This is a genomic window from Hyphomicrobium album (assembly GCF_009708035.1).
Lineage (GTDB): Bacteria > Pseudomonadota > Alphaproteobacteria > Rhizobiales > Hyphomicrobiaceae > Hyphomicrobium_A > Hyphomicrobium_A album.
In genome coordinates, this window is sequence record NZ_WMBQ01000001.1 from 694,582 (window position 1) to 716,736 (window position 22,155).

The following is a 22,155-nucleotide window of genomic DNA, read 5'->3' on the forward strand; positions in this document are numbered from 1 at the left end:
CTTCCACATACGGCGAGCGGCGTAAGTCCCAGCTTTGACTTAAGTCCGATTCTGCCATCAGGAAGCGTCCAGGCGCGGGTTCAACTGGCCGGGGCAACGCAGGCTTGTCGACAACCAATCCACGTTCAATCCCCACGCGCGGATGTCTCGCGGCTGTGTGGCTGACGGCACTTGCGGTCGTCGATGTCGGGCCGGCACACGCGCAAGCAATCACGCCGCCCAGCCCACCGGAGTGCGTATCCGTCACCGGCATCGGCGTCGAGATCATCACCTGCACCGGCAATCTCAGTCCGGGCGTGAATCTCGCCAACGGTCCGGGCCCCTATGACATCCTCAACGTCCACAGCCTGACAGCCAACATCACGCCGGCGTCAGGCACCGCCGGCATCCTGTTCACGAGCGACGGGAGTGTCGAGCTGAACGTCGACACGGGACCGTTCGGCATCTTCACCACCGCTGCCGATGGCGTGTTCGCAGCCGGCGACGCCGGTCCCGTCACTATCAACTTTTTTGGCGCCATCACGACGTCGGGCAACGGCGCCGTCGGCATCAGGGCCGGTGGATTGGACGATCTGGTGAGCATCGTGGCCTCGGGCACGATCGTCACGGATGGCCTCTCTGCTTCAGGCATCGCGGCCAGCACCGACAACGGCCCAATCGACATTCGATCGTCCGTATCCATCGCCACGCAGGGCCAATCGGCGCACGGCATCGACGTCTCCAGTGTCGGCGGCGCCATCAACATTCTCTCGATGGGCAACATCGCTACCGGAGGCACAGATGCGATCGGTATCTATGCCACCAGCACCACCGGCCAGATCACCATCACGTCGACCAGCGACATAACCACGTCGGGCGGAGACAGTGTGGGCATCTTCGCCGAGACCTCCGGTGTGGCGATGGTGGAGTCGAGCGGCAACTTCCTCACGCGCGGCGATGGCGCCGCAGGCATTGCCGCCGCCGGCCAGACCGGAACAGCCGTCATCTCGACCGGCAGCATAGCGACCGAAGGATCGGACGCGCCCGGCATTACCGCCATCTCCGACGCGGAGGTTGGCGTCGCAATGTCCGGCAGCATCGCCACGGCGCGCGACAACTCGCGCGGCATCTGGGCGCAAAGTCTCGTCAACGGCATGGTCGCCGTCGGAGCGGGAGGAACCATCACGACGGCGGGGGACGACTCCGACGGCATCTGGGCGGACAGCTCCAGCGGTGCGGTGGTGGTCATCTCGTCGGCAAACATCACGACCACGGGCCAGCAGTCGGACGGCATCAGCGCCATCAGCGGGGCGGCCCTCGCCACGGTCGTCAACTTCGGCGTCGTATCCGCGAACGGCGTGGGCTCCGCCGGAATTTTCGCCGAGGGGCAAGAGACGCAGGTAGAGAACTACGGCACCGTCGCCGGAGGCCCCTGCTGCGGCGGCGTGATGATGGATGCCGTCGATTTGGCGGTCCTGATGAACTACGGCACGATCATCGGTCAGACCTCCGGCGAGGCCATCTTCGGAAGCGGCACGGATGTCCGCATCGAGAACTTCGGCACGGTGACGGGCAACGTCATCCTGTTCGGAAGTAATTCCAGCTACTTTTTCAACCAGGCGGGTGCCCTGTTCAATTCCGGCGAGCAGGTTATGTCGGGCTTTGTCGTCAACGATGGCACCATTGCGCCAGGCGGCCGCGGCAGCGTGCTGACGACACTCATGAGTGACTTCTATTCGCAGGGCGCCGGTGGCACCTATGCCGTCGACCTCGATCCCCAGGCCTCGAACCCCTCCGACCGCAACGACTACATCGTCGCCTCTAATAACGCCGAGGTGGCGGGCGTTGTCGAGGTCAGCGTCCTCAGCCTGCCCGTAGCCGCGTCGGAGACCTTCATCATCCTCACCGGCATGAGCAGCCTTACCGACAACGGGCTATCGCTGATCGCCAGCCCGGCGCTGCACGCGACGCTGTTCACCGACGCCACGAACGTCACGCTCGGCATCTCGGTCGACTTCACCGTCGACAGCCTCAATCCCAACCAGCGCCACATCGCCGCCGACCTCAACCAAGTCTTCCTGGCCGGTGGCGGCGGCGTCACGCCGGTGCTGCTGGGCCTGCTCAACACCGGAAACTTCGACGCCTACAAGAATGCCCTCAACCAGCTCTCACCGGAGATCTACTCCAACGCCGAGATCGCCGCGCTCTATTCGAGCCTGGCGTTCTCCAACAGCCTCTTGTCGTGCAAGGTCAACGGCACCGGCACCGGCACCGCGGCGATCATTCGCGAGGGCCAGTGCCTTTGGGCCGGTGCCAGCGCCAATTTTGTCGACACCGGCACGACCAGTGACCAAATCGGCTTCACGCAGACCACCGGCCTGTTCAACGCCGGGGCGCAGGTCGCGCTTGACGACGTATGGCGGGTGGGCTTCGGCGCCGGGTACCAGTCGAGCAGCCTGCAAACCGCCACCAACGCCCAGAGCGAAGGTTCGCTCGCCCAGGCCGGCCTTTCGGTGAAGTACAATCCGGGACCGCTGCTGCTGGCCGGTGCCGTCAGCGGCGGCGGCGCGTGGTACGACACGACACGCACCATGGCATTCGGCGGCTTCACCGGCGTCGCCGAGGGCGACCAGGACGTCGGCATCGTCTCCGGGTCACTGCGCGCCGCCTACGTGCTCGGCTCGCCGCATCTCTACTACAAGCCCATTCTCGACTTGGGCCTCACGCATCTCGAGCTGGGCGGCTTTACCGAAAGCGGCGGCGGCGGCGCGGCGCTGACCGTGGCGGGCGGCGGCCAGACGGTATTCTCGCTGGCGCCGACGCTCGAGGTCGGCAGTGAATGGTGGATGTCGAACGGGACGCTGATCCGTCCAATGATCCGCGGCGGTGCCATCTGGTACGACGGCGCCGACTTCGCGCTGACTGCGGCGTTCGCCGGAGCGCCGCTGGGCGTCTCGCCGTTCACCATCAACACCAACATCGACGAGGTGATGGGTCTCGTCGGTGCCGGGGTCGAAGTGATAAACGGCGGCGATGCGGCGCTGCGCTTCTCCTACGACGGCCAGCTCGGCGAGACGACGCAGATCCACACCGTCGGCGTCAAGGGCAGCGCCCGCTTCTGACCCTCAAGGCAGTGGACGGCGCTGCCGCGGCGTCCAGGCCATGATGAGCCGTGCCGGCAAGTTCTCGTCGCGATGTCGGCCGCCGTTCTGCGCGGCGAACCACGCAGCGAGCAAGCCCACTAGCAACGCCGTTGCGGTCACCAATCCGGCAAGCACGGTCGCTTTGCGCGCCGTCTCCAGCGCGCTCACCGCGTCGGCGTAGGCTTGATCGACGCGCTTCTCGGCTTCGGCCTGGGAGATGCCGGTACGCTCGGAGACGATCTGCGCCAGCGTGCGCTTCTGCGCCGGCGTGACCTGACCATTGGCCGCGGCGGCGATGAGCGTGCGGGTGATGGTGGCGCGGGCCTCACTGTCGGGAACGGCGGCGCGTTCACCGGTGACGGGGGCGGCGGTGGGCGCCGGAGCACCGGGCTGCGCCGTATCGGCGGGTGCTGCTGCCGGGGCGGCGGCAGCAAACAGTGTGTCGATCGCCGTCGCTACGACCGTGTCGCGGCTGCTCAGCGCCGCGACGTGCGCGCCCGACGTGGCGGCTGCGCCGGCGGCGAGAAAGGCGATCATCGCGCCGGCAACGATGCTGAGCGACCAGACAAGGACGCCGTGCATGCCGTCACGGAACTGGACTTCCTCGAGCGAAGCATCTGCCCAGGCGCTACGTAGGCGTCCGGCGAGATAGCCGCCGATGAGGAACGCGAGGATGGGCACGGCTATCGACCAGAATGCCGCAACTGAGGCGGCGGTCTTTGTATAGGACTCGCTAGCGTAGGGTGAGATCAGCGACAGGCCGATTGCACCGCCCGCCGTCAACAGGACAAATGAAATTGCGCTCGCCGTCAGGGCGCCCGCAAACACGGCGCCCCATTCGACGTAACTCGTGCCGGCGCGCGCCGGCGTTGCGACGACATCCACCATTTGACCTTGAACTCCCGCTGGGTCAGCGCACGCCGACGAGGCCGAGAATGAACATCACGACGACGACGAGGCCGATGAGATAGATGATTTCGTGCATGGCTCTTATGGTGTTGACTGGCCTAAGACGCTTCGGGGTGTCCAACTCCACCCGGTCGGCGAAGTTCCCCGGTCCGCAGGTCGGGGCGCGCATTTTTGATGCTGCAATGCGAAGCTTTCACCCCGGCCATCAACGGCTTCTTAGCCCCTCGCTAGCGACACACCTTGACAGCGCCGGGGAGCACGGCATCGTCCCTGGATGCTCACCTTGCTGCTCCTGCGACATGCCAAATCAAGTTGGGACGTGCCGGCGCTCGCCGACTACGACCGGCCGCTTGCCAAGCGCGGGTTGAAAGCGGCCCCGCGAATCGGTGCGGAGATCGCTGCCCTCGGGTTGCGACCCGACCTCGTTCTGTGCTCGGGCGCCAAGCGCACGCGCGAGACGCTCGACCTGGTGCTCGCCGCCCTGGGATCGCCGCCGCCCGAAGTCCTCTACGACGACGTGATCTACATGGCGCCGCCGACCGGACTGATGCAGATCCTGCGCCGCCAGCCGGGGGAGGCCGCGACCGTCTTGGTCGTCGGCCACAACCCGGGGCTGGAGGAACTCGCCGAGCTCATGGTCGGCAAGGGTGACGAGGAGCTGCTGGAAACCCTGGAGGAGAAATTTCCGACCTGCGCCCTGGCGGTCATAATCTTCGACGCCAAAGCCTGGGCGGACATAGCCCCCGGCACCGGAACGCTTACCCGTTTCCTAACGCCGGCGCGGCTTACTTGACGCCCTCCCGGCCGCTCCCCTACACCCTTACCCCATGCTCATCCTCATCGATAACTACGACAGCTTCACCTACAATCTCGTCCACTTCCTGGGCGAGCTCGGCGCGCCGTGCGAGGTGATCCGCAACGACAAGATCACCGCCGACGAGGTGCTGAAGAAGAAGCCGAAGGCGATCGTGCTGTCGCCCGGACCGTGCACCCCCAACGAGGCGGGTATCTGTCTCGACCTCATCGCCAAGGCCGGCGGCAAGGTGCCCCTGCTCGGGGTCTGCCTCGGGCATCAGGCGATCGGGCAGGTCTACGGCGGCAAGGTGATCCGCGCGCCGGAGCCGCTGCACGGCAAGCTGTCGACGATCAGCCATACCGACGAGGGCGTATTCAAGGGCCTGCCCAAGAAGTTCGACGTGACGCGCTATCACTCGCTCATCGTCGAGCGCAGCAGCCTGCCCGACGACCTCGAGGTGACGGCGGAAACGCCCGACGGCCTCATCATGGGCCTGCAGCACAAGACGCATCCCGTGCACGGCGTGCAGTTCCATCCCGAAAGCATCGCCTCGCAGCAGGGCCACGCACTCCTCGCCAACTTCCTGCAGCTCGCCGGCATGAGCCCGAAGCGCCGCAACGCGCCCGGCACACGCGACGCCGCCTAAGGCCGCCCCAAAAGGTCATCATGCCCGCCATCGAGCTGAAGCTTCTCATGCAGAAGGTGGCGACCGGCGCCTCACTCACCGAGGACGAGATCGCCGACGCCTTCGAGACGATGATGTCGGGCGTCGCCTCGCCCGTGCAGATGGCGGCGTTCCTGATGGCGCTGCGCGTGCGCGGCGAGACGATCCCCGAGATCACCGGTGCATCGCGCCTGATGCGGGCGCGCATGCTGCCCGTCGAGGCGCCGCCCGACGCGGTCGACATCGTCGGCACCGGCGGCGACGGCCACAACACCTTCAACGTCTCGACCTGCGCCGCGATCGTCGCGGCGGGCGCCGGCGTACCGATTGCCAAGCACGGCAATCGCGCCGTCTCCTCGCTGTCGGGCGCCTCCGACGTGCTGGCGGCGCTCGGCGTCAAGATCGACCTGCCGCCCGTCGCCATCACCCGCTCGATTGCCAAGTCGGGCGTGGGCTTCATGTGGGCGCCGATGCATCACCCGGCGATGAAGGCGTGGGCACCGGCGCGCGCCGAGCTCGGCGTCCGCACCATCCTCAATCTGCTTGGGCCCCTCGCCAACCCGGCGGGCGTGAAGCGGCAGGTCGTTGGCGTGTTCAACGCGGCCTGGACCGAGCCGATCGCCGAGGTCTTGAGCAATCTCGGCTCGGTGCATGCCTGGGTCGTGCACGGCTCCGACGGCCTCGACGAGATCACCACCACCGGCCCGACGCGCGTCACCGAATTGAAGGACGGCAAGATCCGCACCTTCGAGGTGCGTCCGTCGGACGCCGGGCTGCCAACGGCGTCGCTGGAGGATCTGAAGGGCGGCGACGCCACCGTCAACGCGGCAGCCATTCGCGAGCTGCTTGGCGGCGAGCAAGGCGCCTTCCGCGACATCGTCGTGCTCAATGCCGGCGCGGCGCTGCTCGTCGGCGGCAAGGCCGCAAATCTGCGCGAAGGTGCCGAGCGTGCCGCTCGCGCCATCGACGACGGCTCCGCGGCGCGGGCGCTCGACCAGCTCGTCGCCGCCAGCAACGAAGCGGCGTGAGCAAGAGCCGAAGCCAGTCACACCGGTTCCCGGCGCGGCGTTCTGTCCGTGATGTTAGCGAGGTCCTGCGTCTCGGCCGAAGTCAGCAGCTCGGACGTGAGCCAGCCCTGAAGATATCCTGCGGCACGTGCCGCAGCGCCCTCGGGCGCATCGAACGCCGCCAGCAGTTCGCATAGAACGTCGAAGCGAGCGCCGCGGCACGCTTCGGTCCACATCATCGCCTCTTCGTATGGCATGACCCGAACCATTGGCACTAAGCCTTGTCTCCAGATGATGACACTCTCCGGGTCGGCGAGAGGTGCCGCTTGCGAGGGCGCGTTCCCATCCTTGAGAGACTTCCAGATCGCGAATGCGTTGGTGACGTTACGAAGCAGGGCCGCAGAGGGGTGGGGCCTGAAGATCATCCGTCCCCAGAGTTCACTTGGAACACGTGCAAGGTCGGCGAGGCCGAGCACTGGCGCATCACTGCTATCGAAGGCATCCGCCACGGCCTTCTCGATGTGTGCCAGCTCGGCAAGCTTGGAGGCAGCCTCATGCCGAGCCAAGAATTCTGGGAACTCCCCGCCGAACCAGCGCGCATTTGGCGTGCGTGAGGGATGAGCTGCAATAAAGGCGCGCGCTAGATCGGCAAAGTAATCGTCGCCGATGTACTCCCGCAGGAAGGGGTAGTCGTGCCTTAGAACGTCTACGAGCCGACCCGTGTAGGCATTGCGGTAGACGCCGAACAGTGTGCTGCGTGTGGTCCGCGAGTTGTCCAGCAGCAAGTCGAGGATGGCATCGTCGCGGCATAGAATGGCCGACTGCAGAGATTCCTGAATCTCGCGCAGCGTCGGGGCCGGTCTAACCGGCGTACTAGGCGCCTTTCGCTTCACAACGACGACTTGCTCTTCAACTCGGGAAGCATCTCCTCGGCGATTGATCGTGCGACGCCCAATTCGGCCACCAGCTCGGCCAGCGGTGGGATGTTGTCGTCGCGCTCAATTATCGTCGACACGGGACCGAACCGCCTGACGGCGGCGCGATACAGATCCCACACGGGCTCGGGAACGAGCGCGTCATGCGTGTCGATAATGTGGGTCATGTTGTCCTCGTGGCCCGCGAGGTGAAATTGAACGACCCGATCGGCTGGGATGCCTTCGATGAAAGCATGCGCGTTGTAATCGTGATTGAAGGCACTGACGAATACGTTGTTGACGTCGAAGACGAGCCAGCAGCCCGTGCGCTTCGTCAACTCCGAGATGAACTCCCACTCCGGCATTTCCGAATGCGCAAATTGCACGTAGGTCGAGACGTTCTCGAGCGCGAGAGGGCGCTTGAGATAGTCTTGCACGTGCTGCACGCGCGCCACGATATGATCGAGCGCTTCTCGCGTGTAGGGCATCGGCAGTAGGTCATGGAGGTTAACCCCATGCACGCCGGTCCAGCACAGATGGTCGGAAACGAACGTCGGCTGGACGCGGTCGGCGAGCGCCTTGAGGTCGGCGAGGTACTCCGTATTGAACGGCGTCGTCGAGGCGATGGACAGCGAAACACCATGCAAGACGATTGGATAGCGTGCGCGAATCCTGTCGAGGATGCGCAGCGGCTGTCCGCCAGGCACCATGTAGTTTTCCGATATGGCCTCGAACCAATCGACGGCTGGGTCACCATCGAGGATCTCTGAATAGTGTTGCGCGCGCAGGCCGAGACCAAATCCCAGATAGGGTGGCCGGTCGTGCAGCGGCGCCACTGTCCGTGTGTGTGCAGCGGAGGCGGTCGCTCTCGGCATGGTCTGTTCCTTATAGCGTAGGCGCGAAAGCTAGTGACGACAAAGCCCGGCGCAGCTGGGTAGCTGGCCGTTCGACGAGATGATCAGAAGAAGAGCGACCTCTGGCGAGGTCGCTCTCCTTCACTTGAAGACTACTTCGGCATCTCGAACTTGGCGCCTTCGACCTTCGCACATTCCTCCTTCGTGGCTTCCGTGAAGCCCTTGCCCTTACATGCGTTCTGGCCCTTGCAAGCGTTGTCCGCCGTTTTGCAGGCGCTGTGGCCCTTGCATGCGTTGGCGCCCATGCAATGACCCTTGGCTTCGTCAGCGGCGTTGGCTGCCGGCGCGACGGCGCCGGCAAGAAGCATGGCGGCAGCAATGGCAGCGAGTGAGGCGCCCGATGTGACAGAGACCTTCATGACGTTTCTCCTGGGAATATTTCTGGCGAGGTCCGGGTGAGTAAGGACGCCCCCCGGATGACGATGCTCTGGGCGTCCCTAGGGCAAGTACGGGCGAGACGCGTTTGAAGTTTCAGCGAGGGCCGCTGCTTTCTTTCTTGGCGTGACCTGTCCGTGTGTTGGGCGGCTCGCCCAGCGCCGGCCCCGGCCGCATTCCCCTCCAACCGGCGCAACTGATCGTCTATCCGCTGTAACGGCGTATAAGGCCGCGTCGTACATCGGTCGAGACTGGCACGCGTCCCACGCGATCGCTGAGCAGGATGGAGCAGACATGACCCCGTCGCACTCGACCGCTACACTCACCAAGTCGGGTGTGTTGGCTTGGATTGTCGATTGGTTGATCGACATGCCAGCGCGGCAATCTGCGATATTTTCGTGGTTGCCGCCGTTGTTCGCACGAACCGTTGTCGGCTGGGTCTTCATGTGGTCCGGCTGGACCAAACTGAACAACCTCTACCCCAGTCAGGACTTCCCCGGCATGATTGCCAACTTTGCCGAGTGGGGAATTCCTTACCCTGGCGTCCTGGCGCCGTTTGTGTCCGGCGTCGAATTCTTTGGCGGAATTCTGTTGTTGCTTGGTCTGTTCACGCGCCTCGCCGCGACGCCGCTCGTGATAGTGATGGTCGTCGCGATCATCAGCGCCAAGTGGGACCAGATTGACAGCCTCGAGACCTTACTTGGCTTTGAGGAGGTGGCTTATATGGCGCTGTTCGGATGGCTTGCCGTAATGGGGCCGGGCCCGGTTTCGCTCGACCACCTGCTGCAGCGCAAGTTCGGACGCGACGCGCAGCAGTGACTGACTTTCCGGCGCTGATGCCGCTTTGAGTTCCGTTGCCAACGGGTGGCGCGAGAACGCGCGCCCGCGCTCATCAGCTCGTCGCCGCCGCCAACGAAGCGGCCTAGGAGGCCGTCCCCCTCAGTTCAGCGGGAAGTTGGTGCCGATGCGGAGAATGTGTCCCTGCGTGTCGAACTCGGGACGGAAGGTAAAGGGCTCCGGGACACCGCCGATGAGGAACGGCGCGGTTAGGGTTTCCTGCCCTAGGTCATAGAAGAGGTATTCGGTCTTCAGCGACCACTGGCCGAACGAGATCTCGATGCCGCCACCGGTCGTGTATCCGGCTCTCAACTGAGAGTTCGAAGCGCCGGCAAATCCGCCTCCCACAAATTGGTCGTCTGTGAGACCGAAGGCATACTCGACTCGCCCGACCGCCAGACCGCCGGTCGCATAGAGGAGGATGTTTTCGAACGTGTACCCGAGCCTTGCACGCACGGTCGAAAGGCTCTGTAGCTCCTGGTGCATGAATGTGTCACGCACGCAGCATGGGAACGGCTGTTGGAACGAGGTTGTTGTGCTGATGCTCGTGTAGGCGATGTCGGCTTCTGCGCCAACGACCACATTGCCGAACGTCACGTTGTAGCCAATCTGGGCGCCACCGAGAAAACCCGTGTCGTTCAGGCTGAAGAAGTTGCCGGGGATCCTGAATGAGGCGTCGGTCGAACACACGGTGGGATCGGGGTTGGTGAAATCGAAGCAATTGAGGAACGGGTCTGGCTGCTGCCAAACTGCACCGGCGACCACGCCGACATACAGCCCGCCCCACGGCGCAGGTGTCGCCTCCGTGGTGGTGACGACAGGCACGACCGGTGTGGCAGACGGCTCGGAGACCTCATAGCTCGGCGACGGCGGCGCGTAGCTCTGCTGAGGCGGCGATGGTGGTGACGGCGGTGACGGCGGCGCCTCGGCCCGCTGCGCCGGGGGCTGCTTAGGCGCGCACTGATTGAGCTCGACGGCCGTGCGGGTGAACAGTGGCGTGGCATCGATGCTCGGGGGCGTGACCACGAACGGGAATGCCGTCGCAAAGTTGATGGGCCGCGCCTCGGCGGGCCAACCGATGGGGCCGTTCAGCGCGCCGGTAGGTGTTATGTGGACGACGCCGCATGGATTGCTGACGTCCGCGCACTGGTTCGCCGCGTTGCAGACCCGCACCGAGCCTTCAAGCAGCAACAGCCACGTGCCCCCGGCCCCATCGACGTAGACGTCGAAAATCGTGCCGCGCACGGTGATCGAAGCCGACGGCGTCCGCAGCTGGTAATTGCCCTTGCGCGATAGGCCGGTGATGAAGCGGAACGCGCCGGTCAGCAGGTTGACGCTGACGGTGCCGGTCGAGGGCGCCGGATCATAGACGAACTTGTCGAGCACCAGCCGCGCGCCGGGTCCCAGCGCCAGCTTGGTGTCGTCGTTGAGCTTCAACTCGCCGAGGGAGTCGGAGGACACCTCGATCGCTTCGTTCTGATTGACGGCGTCATCGGTCTTGAGCTGGCGCTGCTGCTGGTCGATCTCGCCCGTCACTTTGTTGACGATGCGGACTGCCGAGCCGATTTTGTCGGCGGCCGATGCCGGTACGGCCGAGAGGGCGAGCAAGACAAGAGTCGCTCCGCCGACTGCTTTGAATCGCATTCCCGCCCCGCCCGTGATTCGTGTTGAGAAACTGTGAACGGACGAAGTTCACTGCAGCAAGACTGCGCAATCGCAACTTGCATATCGAATCAGCGGTACGAGTCTTTCGCGCCACACTGACCGGCAGTCGCACTTGCGCCCAGCATCGGCGTCATCGCTTGCGCATCGGCGCGGGAACAACACGCGGCGTCCACGACGACGGCATTGCTGCCGGTTGCGGTGGCGCCGGCACGGTCACTGCCTGCACCGAGAGATAACGATGGCTCGCCGATACGCGCGTCGCGTGCCGGGCCACCTTGTCCGCACACATCGCCTAGACGGCGAGGCTCATGGCTTGCCGCGATTGGGATCGTCCGGCGGGTTCTCGACGGGCCGGCTCGGCTTGCCGGGCAGTTCCTGCGGCCGTGTCGGGTCGCGCGGCGGCGGATCGCCCTCGGGCGGATTCGGCGTCGGCACGTCGGGGTCGTCGGGAGGCGTGTTAGGGGTGTCTGGTTGCATGGCGAGTGGCAACGCCGCTTCGCACGCCTTCGTTCCGCCCCCACTACGACTGCGTGGGAAGCGCGCGCCGGCGGATCGCAGCCGTCAGGGTGTCACGCTCTTGATGATGAACCCGCCCGACTTCTCGTCCAGCTCGAGCTTGAGATAGCCGCGCGTCTGCGCTTCCTCGAGCAGCTCGTTGAATGAGGCGAACCCGTAAAAGGACTCATTGAACCCGGGATGACGGCGCTTCAGCGTCTGCTTGATCATCGATCCCCAGAGCTTGGCCGTGTCGCCCCGCTCCGCGTCCAGCGCCTTCGTCGTCTCCAAGACGAGATCGATCCCTTCCTGCTTGCGGTCTTGCTGCGGTTTCGCCGCCTTGGCTGCCGGCACGCGCCGCGCCGGCCTACTGTCCTTGCCCGGGGCCGGCACCTCGCGGACCAAATCGTCATAGAAGATGAACTCGTCGCAATTGCTGATCAGCAGGTCGGACGTGGAGTTCTTGACGCCGACGCCGATCACGGTTTTCGCATTCTCGCGAAGCTTGCTGACCAGCGGCGAGAAATCGGAATCACCGGAGATGATGACGAACGTATCGATGTGCTCCTTGGTGTAGCAGAGGTCGAGCGCATCAACGACCATGCGTATGTCTGCCGAGTTCTTACCCGATTGGCGGACGTGCGGTATTTCGATGAGCTCGAACGCCGCCTCGTGCATGGCCTTCTTGTAGGTCTTGTAGCGCTCCCAATCGCAGTACGCCTTCTTCACCACGATGCTGCCCTTTACCAGCAGCTTCTGGACGACGAGCCGCATGTCGAAATCGGCGTATTGGCTGTCGCGCACCCCGAGGGCAATGTTCTCGAAATCGCAGAACAATGCCAGATTGCGGTCACCGTTCGCTGCCGCCGCTTCTTTTGTCGCGGGCATAGTTCTACCTCTTATCAAAGCCGGCGGCGCCACCAGGCGCACCCTACCGCGACGCGACCTCGTCGAAGGCGGCGGCAAGATCCTTGGCGCCCGACAGCTTCGATTCCTGCACCATCTTGGCGTCGGTCGCGGCAATCAGCTTGGCGACGGTGTTGTTGCGCGCCGCCACCGGATTGCGCTCGTAGCCGCCGCGCTGAAAGAAGTTCGAGGTCGGCACCTTCTCGCGCAACGCCGCCGACATGACCAGCATGTCATAGCCGTTGCCGTCGCCCGTCAGGTTCATCATCTCCAGCTCGGCGGCGGTGAGCGGCTTGTCGTAGCCCTTGCGCTTGGCGAACACGACCGAGGTCGTCAGCTTGCGCGTCTGCAAGTACGGCCCAATGTCGACGTCGAGATTGAGCGCGTGCACGCCGATGCCCTTGGGAGTCAGGGCGAGCCGCCCGTGCGCGCTCCAGTCGTTCGGCACGGTGCGCGCGAACGCGATCATCTTCTTCAGCTTGGCGATCTTGTCCTCGAGCTGCTGCTTGCGCGCGCCCTCCGCCGCCTCGGCCTTGGCGTTCAGCGCGGCGAGAAACTCGCCGCCCGCCTCGGCCAACAGACCCACCGTGTTGGTCGTCAGCAACTGGTTGTAGCCCAGCGCCGTCGAGATCACCTTGGCCTTCGGGTCGTACTCGCGGCCGGCCTGGATATCGTAGTTGCCGTCTCCGCCGGATTCGAAGCCGTAGATCTTCACCGCCGCTTGCTTGGTGAGGCCGTTGGCGGCCGCGACCCTGGCGTAGGCGCGCTTGTAGGTTCCCTCGTCCGCCGGCGCCTCGGGTATGAAGTCGAACTCGGCCTTGGCGTTGGCGAGGAAGTCGGTGACGTCCGGAACCTCACCCTTGGACTTCGGTGCGAGCGGGTTGTCGGGCTTCGGCGGCCCTTTGTAAGGGGGCGGCTGCGTCATCACGTAGTCGGCCGTCGTCAGCTTGATCGCGTTCGCCATCTTGGTGCGGCGGCGCGAGCGCTTGTCGGTGACCGCGGACCAATAGGGCCCCGCGATCTTCTCGTACGCCTCCCACGCCTTGTTGTAGGCCGCCAGCTTCTTGCGGTATTCGGCCATCACCGCCTTCATCGGCCCGGTCTCGCCGTTGGTGGCGCCGGCCGCGTCAACGGCAACGGCGGCGCACGGCGCCAGCAGCAGGCAGGCGCAGGTCGCCGCGGCGATGCCGGCGGCGCGATAAGCCGTGCTGGAAGAAGGGCGCATCGAGCCTCCGAGTGACGGGCTTGGGACGCCGGCGTTGCGGCGTTGATTCGCTTTATCGGCTTTCATTGGGGCAAAGGCAGGGTAAGAGACGGGCAAAGGTTGCACACTTGGGATGGGGTTCATCCTTAATGGGCGGCATGGGGGAAGCGTGCACGAGACGGTTGAGCTGACCGACATTGTCCTGCGCGTCATCGGCGCTTTCTACGCCTTCGCCGGCTTCGTGGCGACCCGCGCGGCGATGATGTCGCGCCTTCTCGACCAAGCGATCGCTGCCATCTCGCTGCAGAAGCCCAAGCCGGCGGAGACCGCGCAAAGTGCGTGGCTGCTCGTCACCGCGGCTATCGTACTCGCCGGCGGCGTGTTTCTACTCGCCGGCATGCAGCTCGCCGCTTGGACGTTCGTCGTCTCGGCGCTCGGGCAGGCCGCTTACATCTACGTGCTCGCGCCGCGCTACTTCGATCGCGAGGATCCACCCGACGCCCAGGGCCGGCAACACACGACCAACGCGTTCGTCATCTACACCGCCGCGATGGCCTTCATCCTGTGGGCGGCGTATCGCGGACGCCTCGTCGGCATCGGCGAGGTGTCGACGCCGGCGCTCGTCGCGGTCGGCGGCGCGTTGCTGCTTTATGCGGGGTACGTCGCCAAAGCGCTGTGGTGGCGCCCGCGCCAGACCAGCAGCGGGATCAGTGCGTTTACCGATGCGCCCGATGCTGGGCCGATGCTGCCGCCGCACGAGTCGAAGCGCATCAAGGTGATGGCCGACTACCAGTGCGACCCTCTGTGGGCGCTGGACGAGGAACGCTACGGCTGCTTTGCGCCGGAGATGATCGACGTCTCGCCGGAGCTGTCCGCCGACCTCAATGCCTGGGCCGTCGCCTTCGATACCTCGCTCAACCTTGACGACCCGGCCACCGGCAATTGGAGCGACGCGCAGTACGCCGCCCATGCCGCCGAGGGGCGACGCCTCGCCGGGCGCCTGAAGCGCGAGCGCCCCGACCTCATGGTGTATGTGATGGAGCCCGATATCGGCGTCGTCGATATCCACCCCGACGAACCAATTTAGCGGTTTGAGCTACCCTCGCTTGACCGTCCCGAGGGCCGCGGGTAGCAAGCCGGGCACCCGCGGCGTATCCTCGCGGTTCCCGCGGCGTATCCTGGTCCCCATGGCCGACATCCTCGACAAGATCACGCACTACAAGCTGGAAGAGATCGCCCGCGCCAAGGCGGCGACGCCCCTGCACGTCATCGCCGAGCTGGCCCGCAGCGCGCCGCGCGTGCGCCCTTTCGCCGGTGCCATCGAGAAGAAGCACAGGGCGGGAGAGCCGGCGCTCATCGCCGAGGTGAAGAAGGCGAGCCCGTCGAAAGGGCTGATCCGCGCCGACTTCGATCCGCCGGCGCTGGCCAAGGCCTACGAGGCGGGCGGCGCAGCATGCCTCTCGGTGCTGACGGACGGCCCTTCGTTCCAGGGCGCCCCCGAATTCCTGACCGCGGCACGCAAGGCGACGTCGCTGCCGGCGTTGCGCAAGGACTTCATGCTCGACACCTATCAGGTGGCGGAAGCGCGCGCCTGGGGCGCCGACTGCATCCTCATCATCCTCGCCCAAGTCGACGACGCGACGGCGCGCGACCTCGCCCAGGCGGCGAAGGACTGGGGCATGGACGCCATCGCCGAGGTGCACGACGAGGCCGAGCTCGACCGCGCCCTACCACTCGACTGCCGCCTCATCGGCATCAACAATCGCAACCTCAAGACCTTCGAGGTCACGCTGGAGACGACCGAGCGGCTCGCGCCGCGCGTGCCCAAGGATCGCATCGTTGTCGGCGAGAGCGGCATCTTCACGCCAGCCGACATCGCTCAGCTCGAGCGCTTCGGCGTCAACACGTTCCTCGTGGGTGAGAGCCTCATGCGCCAGGCCGACGTCACCGCGGCGACGCGCACTCTCCTCGCCCGCGCCGAGGCCGCCCAATGAGCGAGAAGCTCACGCACATCGACGCCAAGGGCGAGGCGCGCATGGTCGACGTCTCCGACAAGGCGGCAACGGCGCGCACCGCCACGGCCGAAGGCTTCGTCAGCATGGCGCCGGAAACACTCGCGCTGCTGCAGTCGGGCGAGGCGCCGAAAGGCGACGTGCTCGCCACCGCGCGCATCGCCGGCATCATGGCGGCGAAGCGCACGCACGAGCTGATCCCGCTTTGCCACCAGCTCAACCTCACCAAGGTCGTCGTCGACCTCGAGCCGAGCGAGACCCCCGTCGGCGTGCGCGTCACGGCGGAAGCCAAGCTCACCGGGCAGACCGGCGTCGAGATGGAGGCGCTCACCGCCGTCTCCGTCGCCTGCCTCACGCTCTACGACATGCTGAAGGCCGTCGACCGCGACATGAGCATCGAGGGCGTGCGCGTCACCCACAAGGCGGGCGGCCGCTCGGGCGAATACCCGCCTAAGAAAGGCAAGTGAGATGGCGCTGCTCCCCGTCGACGAGGCGCTGCGGCGCATCCTCGATGGCGCGTCCGCGCTCGGCACTGAGCGCGTCGATCTCCTCGCCGCCGCCGACCGCGTGCTGGCCGAGGACGTCACCGCAAACCTGACGCAGCCGCCGTTCGACGCTTCCGCGATGGACGGCTATGCCGTGCGCGCGGCCGACGTCGCCAGCGTGCCGGCCGCACTCGAGGTGATCGGTGAATCGAACGCCGGCGGACCCTTCGCGGGCGAGGTCGGGCCGAGCCAAACGGTGCGCATCTTCACCGGCGCCAGCGTGCCCCAGGGCGCCGATGCCGTCGTCATCCAGGAGGATACGGAGCGCGCCGGCGACAGCCTCACCGTGCGCGAGGCGGCCAAGCCAGGCGCCAATATTCGCCGGGCCGGGGACGATTTCCGTATCGGCGACACGCTCCTGCGCGCCGGACGCCTGCTCGATGCCTCGGCGATCACGCTGGCTGCGGCCGGCGGCAACGCCGGAATCAGCGTGCGCCGCGCCCCCGTCGTCGCCATCCTCGCCACCGGCGACGAGCTGGTCGAGCCCGGCCGCACGCCCGGGCCGGGGCAGATCGTGTCGTCCAACCCCTACGGCCTGGCGGCGCTCGTCCGCCGCTTCGGCGGGGAACCGTGGCTGCTCGGCATTGCCGCCGACACGCTCGAAGACTTGCAGGCCAAACTCGCCACCGCGGCCGACGCCGACATTCTGGTGACCATCGGCGGCGCCTCGGTGGGCGACCGCGACCTGGTCAAGCCGGCGCTGGAAGCCCGCGGGCTGGCCCTCGATTTCTGGAAGGTCGCCGTCCGCCCCGGCAAGCCCATGCTCTTCGGCCGTCTCGCCGCCCAGCGCGTCCTCGGCCTGCCCGGCAACCCGCTGTCCTGCCTGATCGCCGCGCGCCTTTTCCTGGTGCCGCTGATGTTCCGCCTGCTGGGGCGCACGGACGCGCCGCTCGACGAGCGGGCCGCGGTGCTGGCGCACCCCATGGAGGCGAACGGGCCGCGCCAGCACTACATGCGTGGCACGCTGGAGCGCGTCGCCGGCGCCCTGCCGCGCGTCACGGCCCTCGCCTCGCAGGACAGCTCCCACATGTCGGCGCTTGCCGCTGCCGATGTGCTCATCGTGCGCCCGCCCGACGCCCCCGCCGCTGCACCGGGCGACACCGTGCGCGTTCTCCCGCTCGACTTCTGAGAGCCGGAAATACAACCCCTGGTGCTGGGTGAATTAGGCCAGCCGCGTTTTCGACTTAGGACACTCGGTCCTTAGGCCTTCGTTGAGGAACTTCGGCTCAACGTGAGCGTTCGCGGGGGATGGGTTTGGAAAATCAAAAGATAGTTGGACGTCTGGGAAAGCGCCGCGACAAGCTGAAGAGGTGGCTTGCCGATGAGGCTCCGTACGTGGCGGCCGATCAGAAGCATTTGAATGCCAGTACACCCGAACAGGCGTACTGGCATCATGGCTACTATGCTGCACTTTCCGATGTCTTGCAGATGCTGGGTCCGGACATCAATCAAAGATCACGCAGCAAGGGCACATCCAGTTAGTCCCGTTAGGCCGATCGGGGTGGATGGCGTTATCCGGCGGATCGAAGTCATGATAGAGGCGGCATTCCTTTTCGAAGGCCTCTCGCGCTGACTGTGCATAACCGAATTTAAAGTAGCGATACACGCCGATGTAGTCTTGCAGGCGCCCGTGTACGTCGTGATCAGACCGACCGGCGCGTTCAACAGTAATTCCGCCGTGCTCATTAAGGTCGCCCGCAACATAGTTGCCCGGGCGACCTTGCTGAACGTTGCGATTGATGTCTGCGTATGTCAGTGCACAGGGGCCGCTCAGGCCAGAGTTCTTCAGCATTTCATATCTCCACGTTGCGCGGCTCGGGCTTGACCACACGCACGAGAGACGCGAGACTGAATCGTGAAGCTACTGATTCACCCTTGCCGAGCCAGGTAGGGGAAGTGATCGTAAGAGCCGCTGCGCGTGCCCCGCGAGCGGCTCTTTTCGTTCACGAATCGGAGTCTCAAGCCTTTCCCCTAAACGGTCAAGATTGGCCACCCTCAATCACCCGGAACCGTCCGACGCGACGACCGGGCGCGGGCTCAACTTCTCCCTGCACCGCGCCTTCGATCAGTTCGGCAATCGACCACGCATGGTCGGTGAGCCCAAGCGCAGCGGCCGGCGTGGTGCGCAGACGTGGCTCCTGACGAGTTGGAGGACGATGCGAGCGACGAGGTCCCGGCGGTTCAGCCACGGACGTCGCCCTCACACAGCGCGCCTCCGAAGAAGGAGCGCGAGAAGATGGAAGGCGAGCGAACTTTGTTGAAGGGCATCCTATCGAGTGAGGCCGATTTCGAGGTTATCGTGACTGGCCCGGTGGGCGTGAAGGAGATCGAACGGCTCGTCCGCAAGCTTGAGTTCGACAAGGAAATTCTGGCGGAAAAATCCACGAAACCTGGCGAATACGACGACATCTAAGCAATGAGCCCCGGCTTGTGACCGGGGCTCCTGTCTGGCGGCTAAGAACCGCCGAAAATATTCCCAGTGAGGGGGTCAATTCCGACAGCGCTTTCGCCTATTTACCAGAAGCCCACGTCATGGACCCCTCTCCCCATCCTCACTGACGGGTTCAAACCGGGAGGGCGTGGTTATCCCGCTTATCCTTCAACGCTATTGACGTCTCGGGGGCGGCATGTTTCCGGCGCCTGAAGACGTAGCATGTTAGCTCCTCTGCAAACGCGGGGAGGACATGGTTATCGCGTGGCCCACCGACAAGAACATCCCCAAGGCAAATTAGGACGTTTTCCAGCAAATACGGACAGCACCCAACCCCTCTTGCGGAACGCTTAAGGAACGGCTAGGGTACGTTCACGCTTTGTCCAGACAACCTGGAAGGAGCGCCCCGCCGGCCGAGCACCAGGAGGCTTGATGCTCACCGAAAAACAAAAAGAGCTGCTGCTCTTCATCCACGCGCGCATGCAGGACAAAGGCGTGCCGCCGTCCTTCGACGAGATGAAGGATGCACTCGACCTGAAGTCCAAGTCCGGCATCCACCGGCTGATCACGGCCCTCGTCGAGCGCGGCTTCATCCGCCGCCTTCCCCACCGGGCCCGCGCTATCGAAGTCATTCGCCTTCCCGAAAACCAGACGACCCCCGCCGTGCCCAAGCGCGCCGGCTTCCAACCGAGTGTCATCGAGGGCAGCCGCAGCCGCGAATTGTCTACGCCGCCCTCGACTATGATCGACAGCCGCACGGTGTCGGTGCCGGTCATGGGCCGCATCGCCGCCGGCACCCCGATCAGCGCCATCCAGAACCACAGCCACGACATCGCCTGCCCGCCGGACCTCCTCACCAACGGCGAGCATTTCGCCCTCGAGGTGAAGGGCGACTCGATGATCGAGGCGGGTATTCTCGACGGCGACACGGTGATCATCCGCCGCTGCGACACCGCCGAGAACGGCGACATCGTCGTCGCCCTGGTGGATCAGGAGGAGGCTACCCTCAAGCGGCTACGCAAGAAGGGCACCACCATCGCCCTCGAAGCCGCCAACCCCGAGTTCAAGACGCGCATCTTCGGCCCCGATCAGGTCGACATCCAGGGGCGCCTCGTCGGGTTGATGCGCCGCTACTGAAGGCCGGCGGTGCGCCGCCCCTCCGGGTCGAACCCGGCGGGTGCGCCGCGCCGGGCCGGCATCGACCAGGGGCGGGTGCCGCGCGTCCGGGCGACCGTTTCGACACGGATGCTGCCGTCGGCGCCGATATAGAGCGCGTGCGTGCCCTCGCGGCGCGCGGCGAAGAAATCGACAACCGTCTTGGGCGTGGCGCAGCCGCGCGGACTGACCAGGGGTGAAACGAGGATCGCCGCCCGTCGGCAGTCCTCGGCGAAGGCCGCGGGATGTCGTGCCACCGCCACGTCGAGGCCTTTCACCCGGGAGCGGCAGCCGATGCCGTCGCAGGTGAAGGCCCGCGCTTTAGCCGCCTCCTCGACGGCACCCGGTGAGCCATCGTGCTCGAGCCAGCGCTCCAGCTCGAAGTTGGCGCTGCGCGCGCCGATTGCCGACAACACGCCCCCCTCCCCGCGTACGGCGACAAGCTCCCCGTCGCTGCCGATGAGAATGTCGGGGGCCGGCAGCGTCGGTGCCAGGGCAACCCCGCCGGCGATCAGCGCCACGCCGGCGAAGCGCCAGCGCGTCTGCCACAGCATCAGCCACAAACCACCCGCCACCATCAGCAGGAACGCCAGCGTCGGCATCGCCGGAACCGGGAGCACCGCGCCCGGCAGCTCCGCCACGCGACGCGCCGTCCACACCATCGCGTCGATGCCCCAGCCCATCACCCAGAGCGGATAGGCTTCGAGCCCGAACGGCATGGCGACCAGCGCCGCCAGAGCCGCCGGCATGACCAGCAGGTTGCACACCGGCAGGGCGATGAGGTTGGCGATGACGGCGAACTGCTGGCTCTTGTGGAAGTGATAGGCGGCGAACGGCGCCACCGCGGCGCTGGCTATTAGAGTCGACAGCACGATACCGGCAAAGAACACGGCGAGCCGTCCCGCACCGCCCTCCATCAGCGACGCCCAGAGATCGCGCTGGCGCAGGGCCTCGTACACCGCGACCAGCGCCAGCACCGCGGCAAACGACATCTGGAAGCCGACGTCGAACAGGCTTTCGGGAAACGCGATGAGGATAAGCGTCGCGGCCAGCACAACGTTGCGCAAGGCAAGCGCCGGCCGGTCGAGCAGAACGGCCAGGAACATGATGCCGATCATGATCGTCGAGCGCACCGTTGCGAAGGCCGCGCCGGAGATCATCAGATACGCCAATGCGGCGATCAGCGCCGCAGCCGCGGCCCATTTCTTGATCGGATAGCGCAGCGCAATAGCTGGGAAGCACGCGAGCCCCAAGCGCACGATGAAGAACACCGAGCCCGCCATGATCGCCATGTGGAAGCCGGAGATCGACAGGATGTGCAGGATGCCGCTGTCGCGAAACGCCTCGTTCGTCGCCTCCGAGATGCCGCCGCGCTCGCCGGTGATCAGCGCCGTGGCGATGGCGCCGCGTTCTCCCGGCAGCGCCGCGGCGATGCGCGCGCCTATACCCTGGCGCAGGCGCTGCACCCAGGCCCACAGCCGCAAATCCAATGGCGGATCGCCCGCATTCGCATCGACCACCGGCGCCGACAGCGAATAGCCGACCGCGCCGATGCCCGCGAACCACGCCTGCCGCCCGAAGTCGTAGTCGCCGGGCAGCGCCGGCTCGGACGGCGGCATCAGCGTCGCGCGCAAGTGCACCGCGGTCCCTGCCGCAACCTCCGGCGTCGCGCGTGTGAGCGAGACGCGCACCCGTGCCGGCCGCGCCGCCACCGCCAGGTCGCCCAGCGCCACGACACGGAGGGTGAACCGCTGCCCACCCCCCCGCCTTGGGCTCGACCTGCTCGACCCAGCCGTGCACCTCGGCGCTGTTGATCTGCCGCTCCAGCACCGGTGCCCGCACCCATTCGACGCGGATTTTGGCGAGCGCGAAGCCGACGCTTGCCGCCAGCAGCGCTGCAACGAGCAGCGAGCCGAGCGTCCCCCGCCCCGTGCGCGCCCCGCGCCAGGCGAGCATGACGACCAAGGGAACCAGAGCGAGCACCAGCGACGGTTCGACGGGCAGCGCGAAATACGCCCCGATGCCGCATCCAAGGAGCACCGGCAGCCAGCAGAACCAGCGTTCCTGCTCGGCCTCGAGGCGGCGTTCCAGCGGCGCCAGAGCGCCGCCGCCGTCCATGCCTGCCCTACCGAACATCCCCGAACCCTGCCGCCCCTTAACCGCCCCGCTCAGGCATGCTACATCGCCAAGCTCAATCCCGCATC

22 protein-coding genes are annotated in these 22,155 nt (G+C 65.8%); 11 read left to right on the top strand and 11 right to left on the bottom strand.

Annotated elements, in window-relative coordinates; translation table 11 throughout:
- Positions 1–155: 155 nt before the first annotated feature.
- Positions 156–3,101, top strand: a complete 2,946-nt coding sequence (locus GIW81_RS03365) for an autotransporter outer membrane beta-barrel domain-containing protein (protein WP_154737919.1) — start codon at positions 156–158, stop codon at positions 3,099–3,101.
- Positions 3,102–3,104: 3 nt separating this feature from the next.
- Here the strand turns inward: GIW81_RS03365 and GIW81_RS03370 are convergent, their stop codons facing one another.
- Positions 3,105–4,010, bottom strand: a complete 906-nt coding sequence (locus GIW81_RS03370; protein ID WP_154737920.1) for a hypothetical protein — start codon at positions 4,008–4,010, stop codon at positions 3,105–3,107.
- A 22-nt stretch (positions 4,011–4,032) separates the two neighbouring features.
- A complete protein-coding gene (locus GIW81_RS18770; protein ID WP_195930331.1) occupies positions 4,033–4,200 on the bottom strand; it encodes a hypothetical protein in 168 nt (55 codons plus the stop codon).
- 105 nt (positions 4,201–4,305) lie between these two features.
- On the opposite strand from GIW81_RS18770, the gene GIW81_RS03375 reads away from it, so the two are divergent.
- Genes GIW81_RS03375 through trpD form a run of 3 tightly spaced genes read left to right on the top strand, consistent with a single transcriptional unit; the run spans position 4,306 to position 6,519 of the window.
- Positions 4,306–4,824 carry a SixA phosphatase family protein gene (locus GIW81_RS03375; protein ID WP_154737921.1) on the top strand — a complete coding sequence of 173 codons (519 nt, stop codon included), beginning with the start codon at positions 4,306–4,308 and terminating at the stop codon, positions 4,822–4,824.
- A gap of 34 nt (positions 4,825–4,858) precedes the next feature.
- Positions 4,859–5,473, top strand: a complete 615-nt coding sequence (locus GIW81_RS03380) for an anthranilate synthase component II (RefSeq protein ID WP_154737922.1) — start codon at positions 4,859–4,861, stop codon at positions 5,471–5,473.
- 20 nt (positions 5,474–5,493) lie between these two features.
- Positions 5,494–6,519: an anthranilate phosphoribosyltransferase gene (gene trpD / locus GIW81_RS03385; protein ID WP_154737923.1), complete on the top strand. Its 1,026-nt coding sequence runs from the start codon at positions 5,494–5,496 to the stop codon at positions 6,517–6,519.
- 17 nt (positions 6,520–6,536) lie between these two features.
- Here the strand turns inward: trpD and GIW81_RS03390 are convergent, their stop codons facing one another.
- The 3 genes from GIW81_RS03390 to bufA2 form a co-directional block, all read right to left on the bottom strand.
- On the bottom strand, positions 6,537–7,391 hold the full coding sequence (locus GIW81_RS03390; RefSeq protein WP_154737924.1) for an HvfC/BufC family peptide modification chaperone: 855 nt from the start codon (positions 7,389–7,391) through the stop codon (positions 6,537–6,539).
- Entirely contained in the window at positions 7,388–8,287 is a 900-nt protein-coding gene (gene bufB / locus GIW81_RS03395) for an MNIO family bufferin maturase (RefSeq protein ID WP_154737925.1), read from the bottom strand. Before bufB ends, GIW81_RS03390 begins: the two co-directional genes overlap by 4 nt.
- 131 nt (positions 8,288–8,418) lie before the next feature.
- The gene (gene bufA2, locus GIW81_RS03400) at positions 8,419–8,685 is read right to left on the bottom strand and encodes a BufA2 family periplasmic bufferin-type metallophore (protein WP_154737926.1); all 267 of its coding nucleotides are present in this window, start codon (positions 8,683–8,685) and stop codon (positions 8,419–8,421) included.
- Positions 8,686–8,995: 310 nt separating this feature from the next.
- On the opposite strand from bufA2, the gene GIW81_RS03405 reads away from it, so the two are divergent.
- The gene (locus tag GIW81_RS03405; protein WP_229309069.1) at positions 8,996–9,520 is read left to right on the top strand and encodes a DoxX family protein; all 525 of its coding nucleotides are present in this window, start codon (positions 8,996–8,998) and stop codon (positions 9,518–9,520) included.
- Between the two features lie 120 nt (positions 9,521–9,640).
- On the opposite strand, the gene GIW81_RS03410 is transcribed toward GIW81_RS03405, so the two are convergent.
- The 4 genes from GIW81_RS03410 to GIW81_RS03420 all read right to left on the bottom strand — a co-directional run bounded on the left by GIW81_RS03410 (position 9,641) and on the right by GIW81_RS03420 (position 13,829).
- Positions 9,641–11,182: a FecR domain-containing protein gene (locus GIW81_RS03410; RefSeq protein ID WP_154737927.1), complete on the bottom strand. Its 1,542-nt coding sequence runs from the start codon at positions 11,180–11,182 to the stop codon at positions 9,641–9,643.
- Between the two features lie 327 nt (positions 11,183–11,509).
- The gene (locus tag GIW81_RS18775; RefSeq protein WP_195930333.1) at positions 11,510–11,680 is read right to left on the bottom strand and encodes a hypothetical protein; all 171 of its coding nucleotides are present in this window, start codon (positions 11,678–11,680) and stop codon (positions 11,510–11,512) included.
- Positions 11,681–11,764: 84 nt separating this feature from the next.
- Positions 11,765–12,586: an NYN domain-containing protein gene (locus GIW81_RS03415; RefSeq protein WP_154737928.1), complete on the bottom strand. Its 822-nt coding sequence runs from the start codon at positions 12,584–12,586 to the stop codon at positions 11,765–11,767.
- A gap of 43 nt (positions 12,587–12,629) precedes the next feature.
- The gene (locus GIW81_RS03420) at positions 12,630–13,829 is read right to left on the bottom strand and encodes a hypothetical protein (protein ID WP_407658152.1); all 1,200 of its coding nucleotides are present in this window, start codon (positions 13,827–13,829) and stop codon (positions 12,630–12,632) included.
- A gap of 148 nt (positions 13,830–13,977) precedes the next feature.
- On the opposite strand from GIW81_RS03420, the gene GIW81_RS03425 reads away from it, so the two are divergent.
- The 4 genes from GIW81_RS03425 (at position 13,978) to GIW81_RS03440 (ending at position 17,494) form a co-directional block, all read left to right on the top strand.
- Entirely contained in the window at positions 13,978–14,895 is a 918-nt protein-coding gene (locus tag GIW81_RS03425; protein WP_154737929.1) for a hypothetical protein, read from the top strand.
- Positions 14,896–14,995: 100 nt separating this feature from the next.
- Complete coding sequence (gene trpC, locus GIW81_RS03430; protein ID WP_154737930.1) at positions 14,996–15,802, top strand: indole-3-glycerol phosphate synthase TrpC; 807 nt, start codon at positions 14,996–14,998, stop codon at positions 15,800–15,802.
- Positions 15,799–16,287: a cyclic pyranopterin monophosphate synthase MoaC gene (gene moaC, locus GIW81_RS03435; protein WP_154737931.1), complete on the top strand. Its 489-nt coding sequence runs from the start codon at positions 15,799–15,801 to the stop codon at positions 16,285–16,287. Before trpC ends, moaC begins: the two co-directional genes overlap by 4 nt.
- A gap of 1 nt (position 16,288) precedes the next feature.
- Positions 16,289–17,494 carry a molybdopterin molybdotransferase MoeA gene (locus tag GIW81_RS03440; RefSeq protein ID WP_154737932.1) on the top strand — a complete coding sequence of 402 codons (1,206 nt, stop codon included), beginning with the start codon at positions 16,289–16,291 and terminating at the stop codon, positions 17,492–17,494.
- A gap of 315 nt (positions 17,495–17,809) precedes the next feature.
- Here the strand turns inward: GIW81_RS03440 and GIW81_RS03445 are convergent, their stop codons facing one another.
- Positions 17,810–18,157: a hypothetical protein gene (locus GIW81_RS03445; protein WP_154737933.1), complete on the bottom strand. Its 348-nt coding sequence runs from the start codon at positions 18,155–18,157 to the stop codon at positions 17,810–17,812.
- 339 nt (positions 18,158–18,496) lie between these two features.
- Between GIW81_RS03445 and GIW81_RS03450 the strand changes: the two genes are divergently transcribed.
- Together GIW81_RS03450 and lexA are read left to right on the top strand one after the other, a co-directional pair.
- Entirely contained in the window at positions 18,497–18,778 is a 282-nt protein-coding gene (locus GIW81_RS03450; protein WP_154737934.1) for a hypothetical protein, read from the top strand.
- Between the two features lie 450 nt (positions 18,779–19,228).
- Positions 19,229–19,933 carry a transcriptional repressor LexA gene (lexA, locus tag GIW81_RS03455; RefSeq protein WP_154737935.1) on the top strand — a complete coding sequence of 235 codons (705 nt, stop codon included), beginning with the start codon at positions 19,229–19,231 and terminating at the stop codon, positions 19,931–19,933.
- Here the strand turns inward: lexA and GIW81_RS03460 are convergent.
- Entirely contained in the window at positions 19,927–21,984 is a 2,058-nt protein-coding gene (locus tag GIW81_RS03460) for a ComEC/Rec2 family competence protein (protein ID WP_324614877.1), read from the bottom strand. The two genes, lexA and GIW81_RS03460, sit on opposite strands and share 7 nt — an antisense overlap.
- Positions 21,985–22,155: the final 171 nt, after the last annotated feature.

Excerpts from the sequence above, each read along its gene's own strand:
- lexA (WP_154737935.1), top strand. The coding sequence starts at position 19,229 with ATGCTCACCGAAAAACAAAAAGAGCTGCTGCTCTTCATCCACGCGCGC.
- GIW81_RS03370 (WP_154737920.1), bottom strand. The coding sequence starts at position 4,010 with ATGGTGGATGTCGTCGCAACGCCGGCGCGCGCCGGCACGAGTTACGTC.
- bufA2 (WP_154737926.1), bottom strand. The coding sequence starts at position 8,685 with ATGAAGGTCTCTGTCACATCGGGCGCCTCACTCGCTGCCATTGCTGCC.
- trpD (WP_154737923.1), top strand. The coding sequence starts at position 5,494 with ATGCCCGCCATCGAGCTGAAGCTTCTCATGCAGAAGGTGGCGACCGGC.
- GIW81_RS03380 (WP_154737922.1), top strand. The coding sequence starts at position 4,859 with ATGCTCATCCTCATCGATAACTACGACAGCTTCACCTACAATCTCGTC.
- GIW81_RS03375 (WP_154737921.1), top strand. The coding sequence starts at position 4,306 with ATGCTCACCTTGCTGCTCCTGCGACATGCCAAATCAAGTTGGGACGTG.
- trpC (WP_154737930.1), top strand. The coding sequence starts at position 14,996 with ATGGCCGACATCCTCGACAAGATCACGCACTACAAGCTGGAAGAGATC.
- bufB (WP_154737925.1), bottom strand. The coding sequence starts at position 8,287 with ATGCCGAGAGCGACCGCCTCCGCTGCACACACACGGACAGTGGCGCCG.
- GIW81_RS03440 (WP_154737932.1), top strand. The coding sequence starts at position 16,289 with ATGGCGCTGCTCCCCGTCGACGAGGCGCTGCGGCGCATCCTCGATGGC.
- GIW81_RS03415 (WP_154737928.1), bottom strand. The coding sequence starts at position 12,586 with ATGCCCGCGACAAAAGAAGCGGCGGCAGCGAACGGTGACCGCAATCTG.
- GIW81_RS03405 (WP_229309069.1), top strand. The coding sequence starts at position 8,996 with ATGACCCCGTCGCACTCGACCGCTACACTCACCAAGTCGGGTGTGTTG.
- GIW81_RS03420 (WP_407658152.1), bottom strand. The coding sequence starts at position 13,829 with ATGCGCCCTTCTTCCAGCACGGCTTATCGCGCCGCCGGCATCGCCGCG.
- GIW81_RS03445 (WP_154737933.1), bottom strand. The coding sequence starts at position 18,157 with ATGCTGAAGAACTCTGGCCTGAGCGGCCCCTGTGCACTGACATACGCA.
- GIW81_RS18770 (WP_195930331.1), bottom strand. The coding sequence starts at position 4,200 with ATGCGCGCCCCGACCTGCGGACCGGGGAACTTCGCCGACCGGGTGGAG.
- moaC (WP_154737931.1), top strand. The coding sequence starts at position 15,799 with ATGAGCGAGAAGCTCACGCACATCGACGCCAAGGGCGAGGCGCGCATG.
- GIW81_RS18775 (WP_195930333.1), bottom strand. The coding sequence starts at position 11,680 with ATGCAACCAGACACCCCTAACACGCCTCCCGACGACCCCGACGTGCCG.
- GIW81_RS03410 (WP_154737927.1), bottom strand. The coding sequence starts at position 11,182 with ATGCGATTCAAAGCAGTCGGCGGAGCGACTCTTGTCTTGCTCGCCCTC.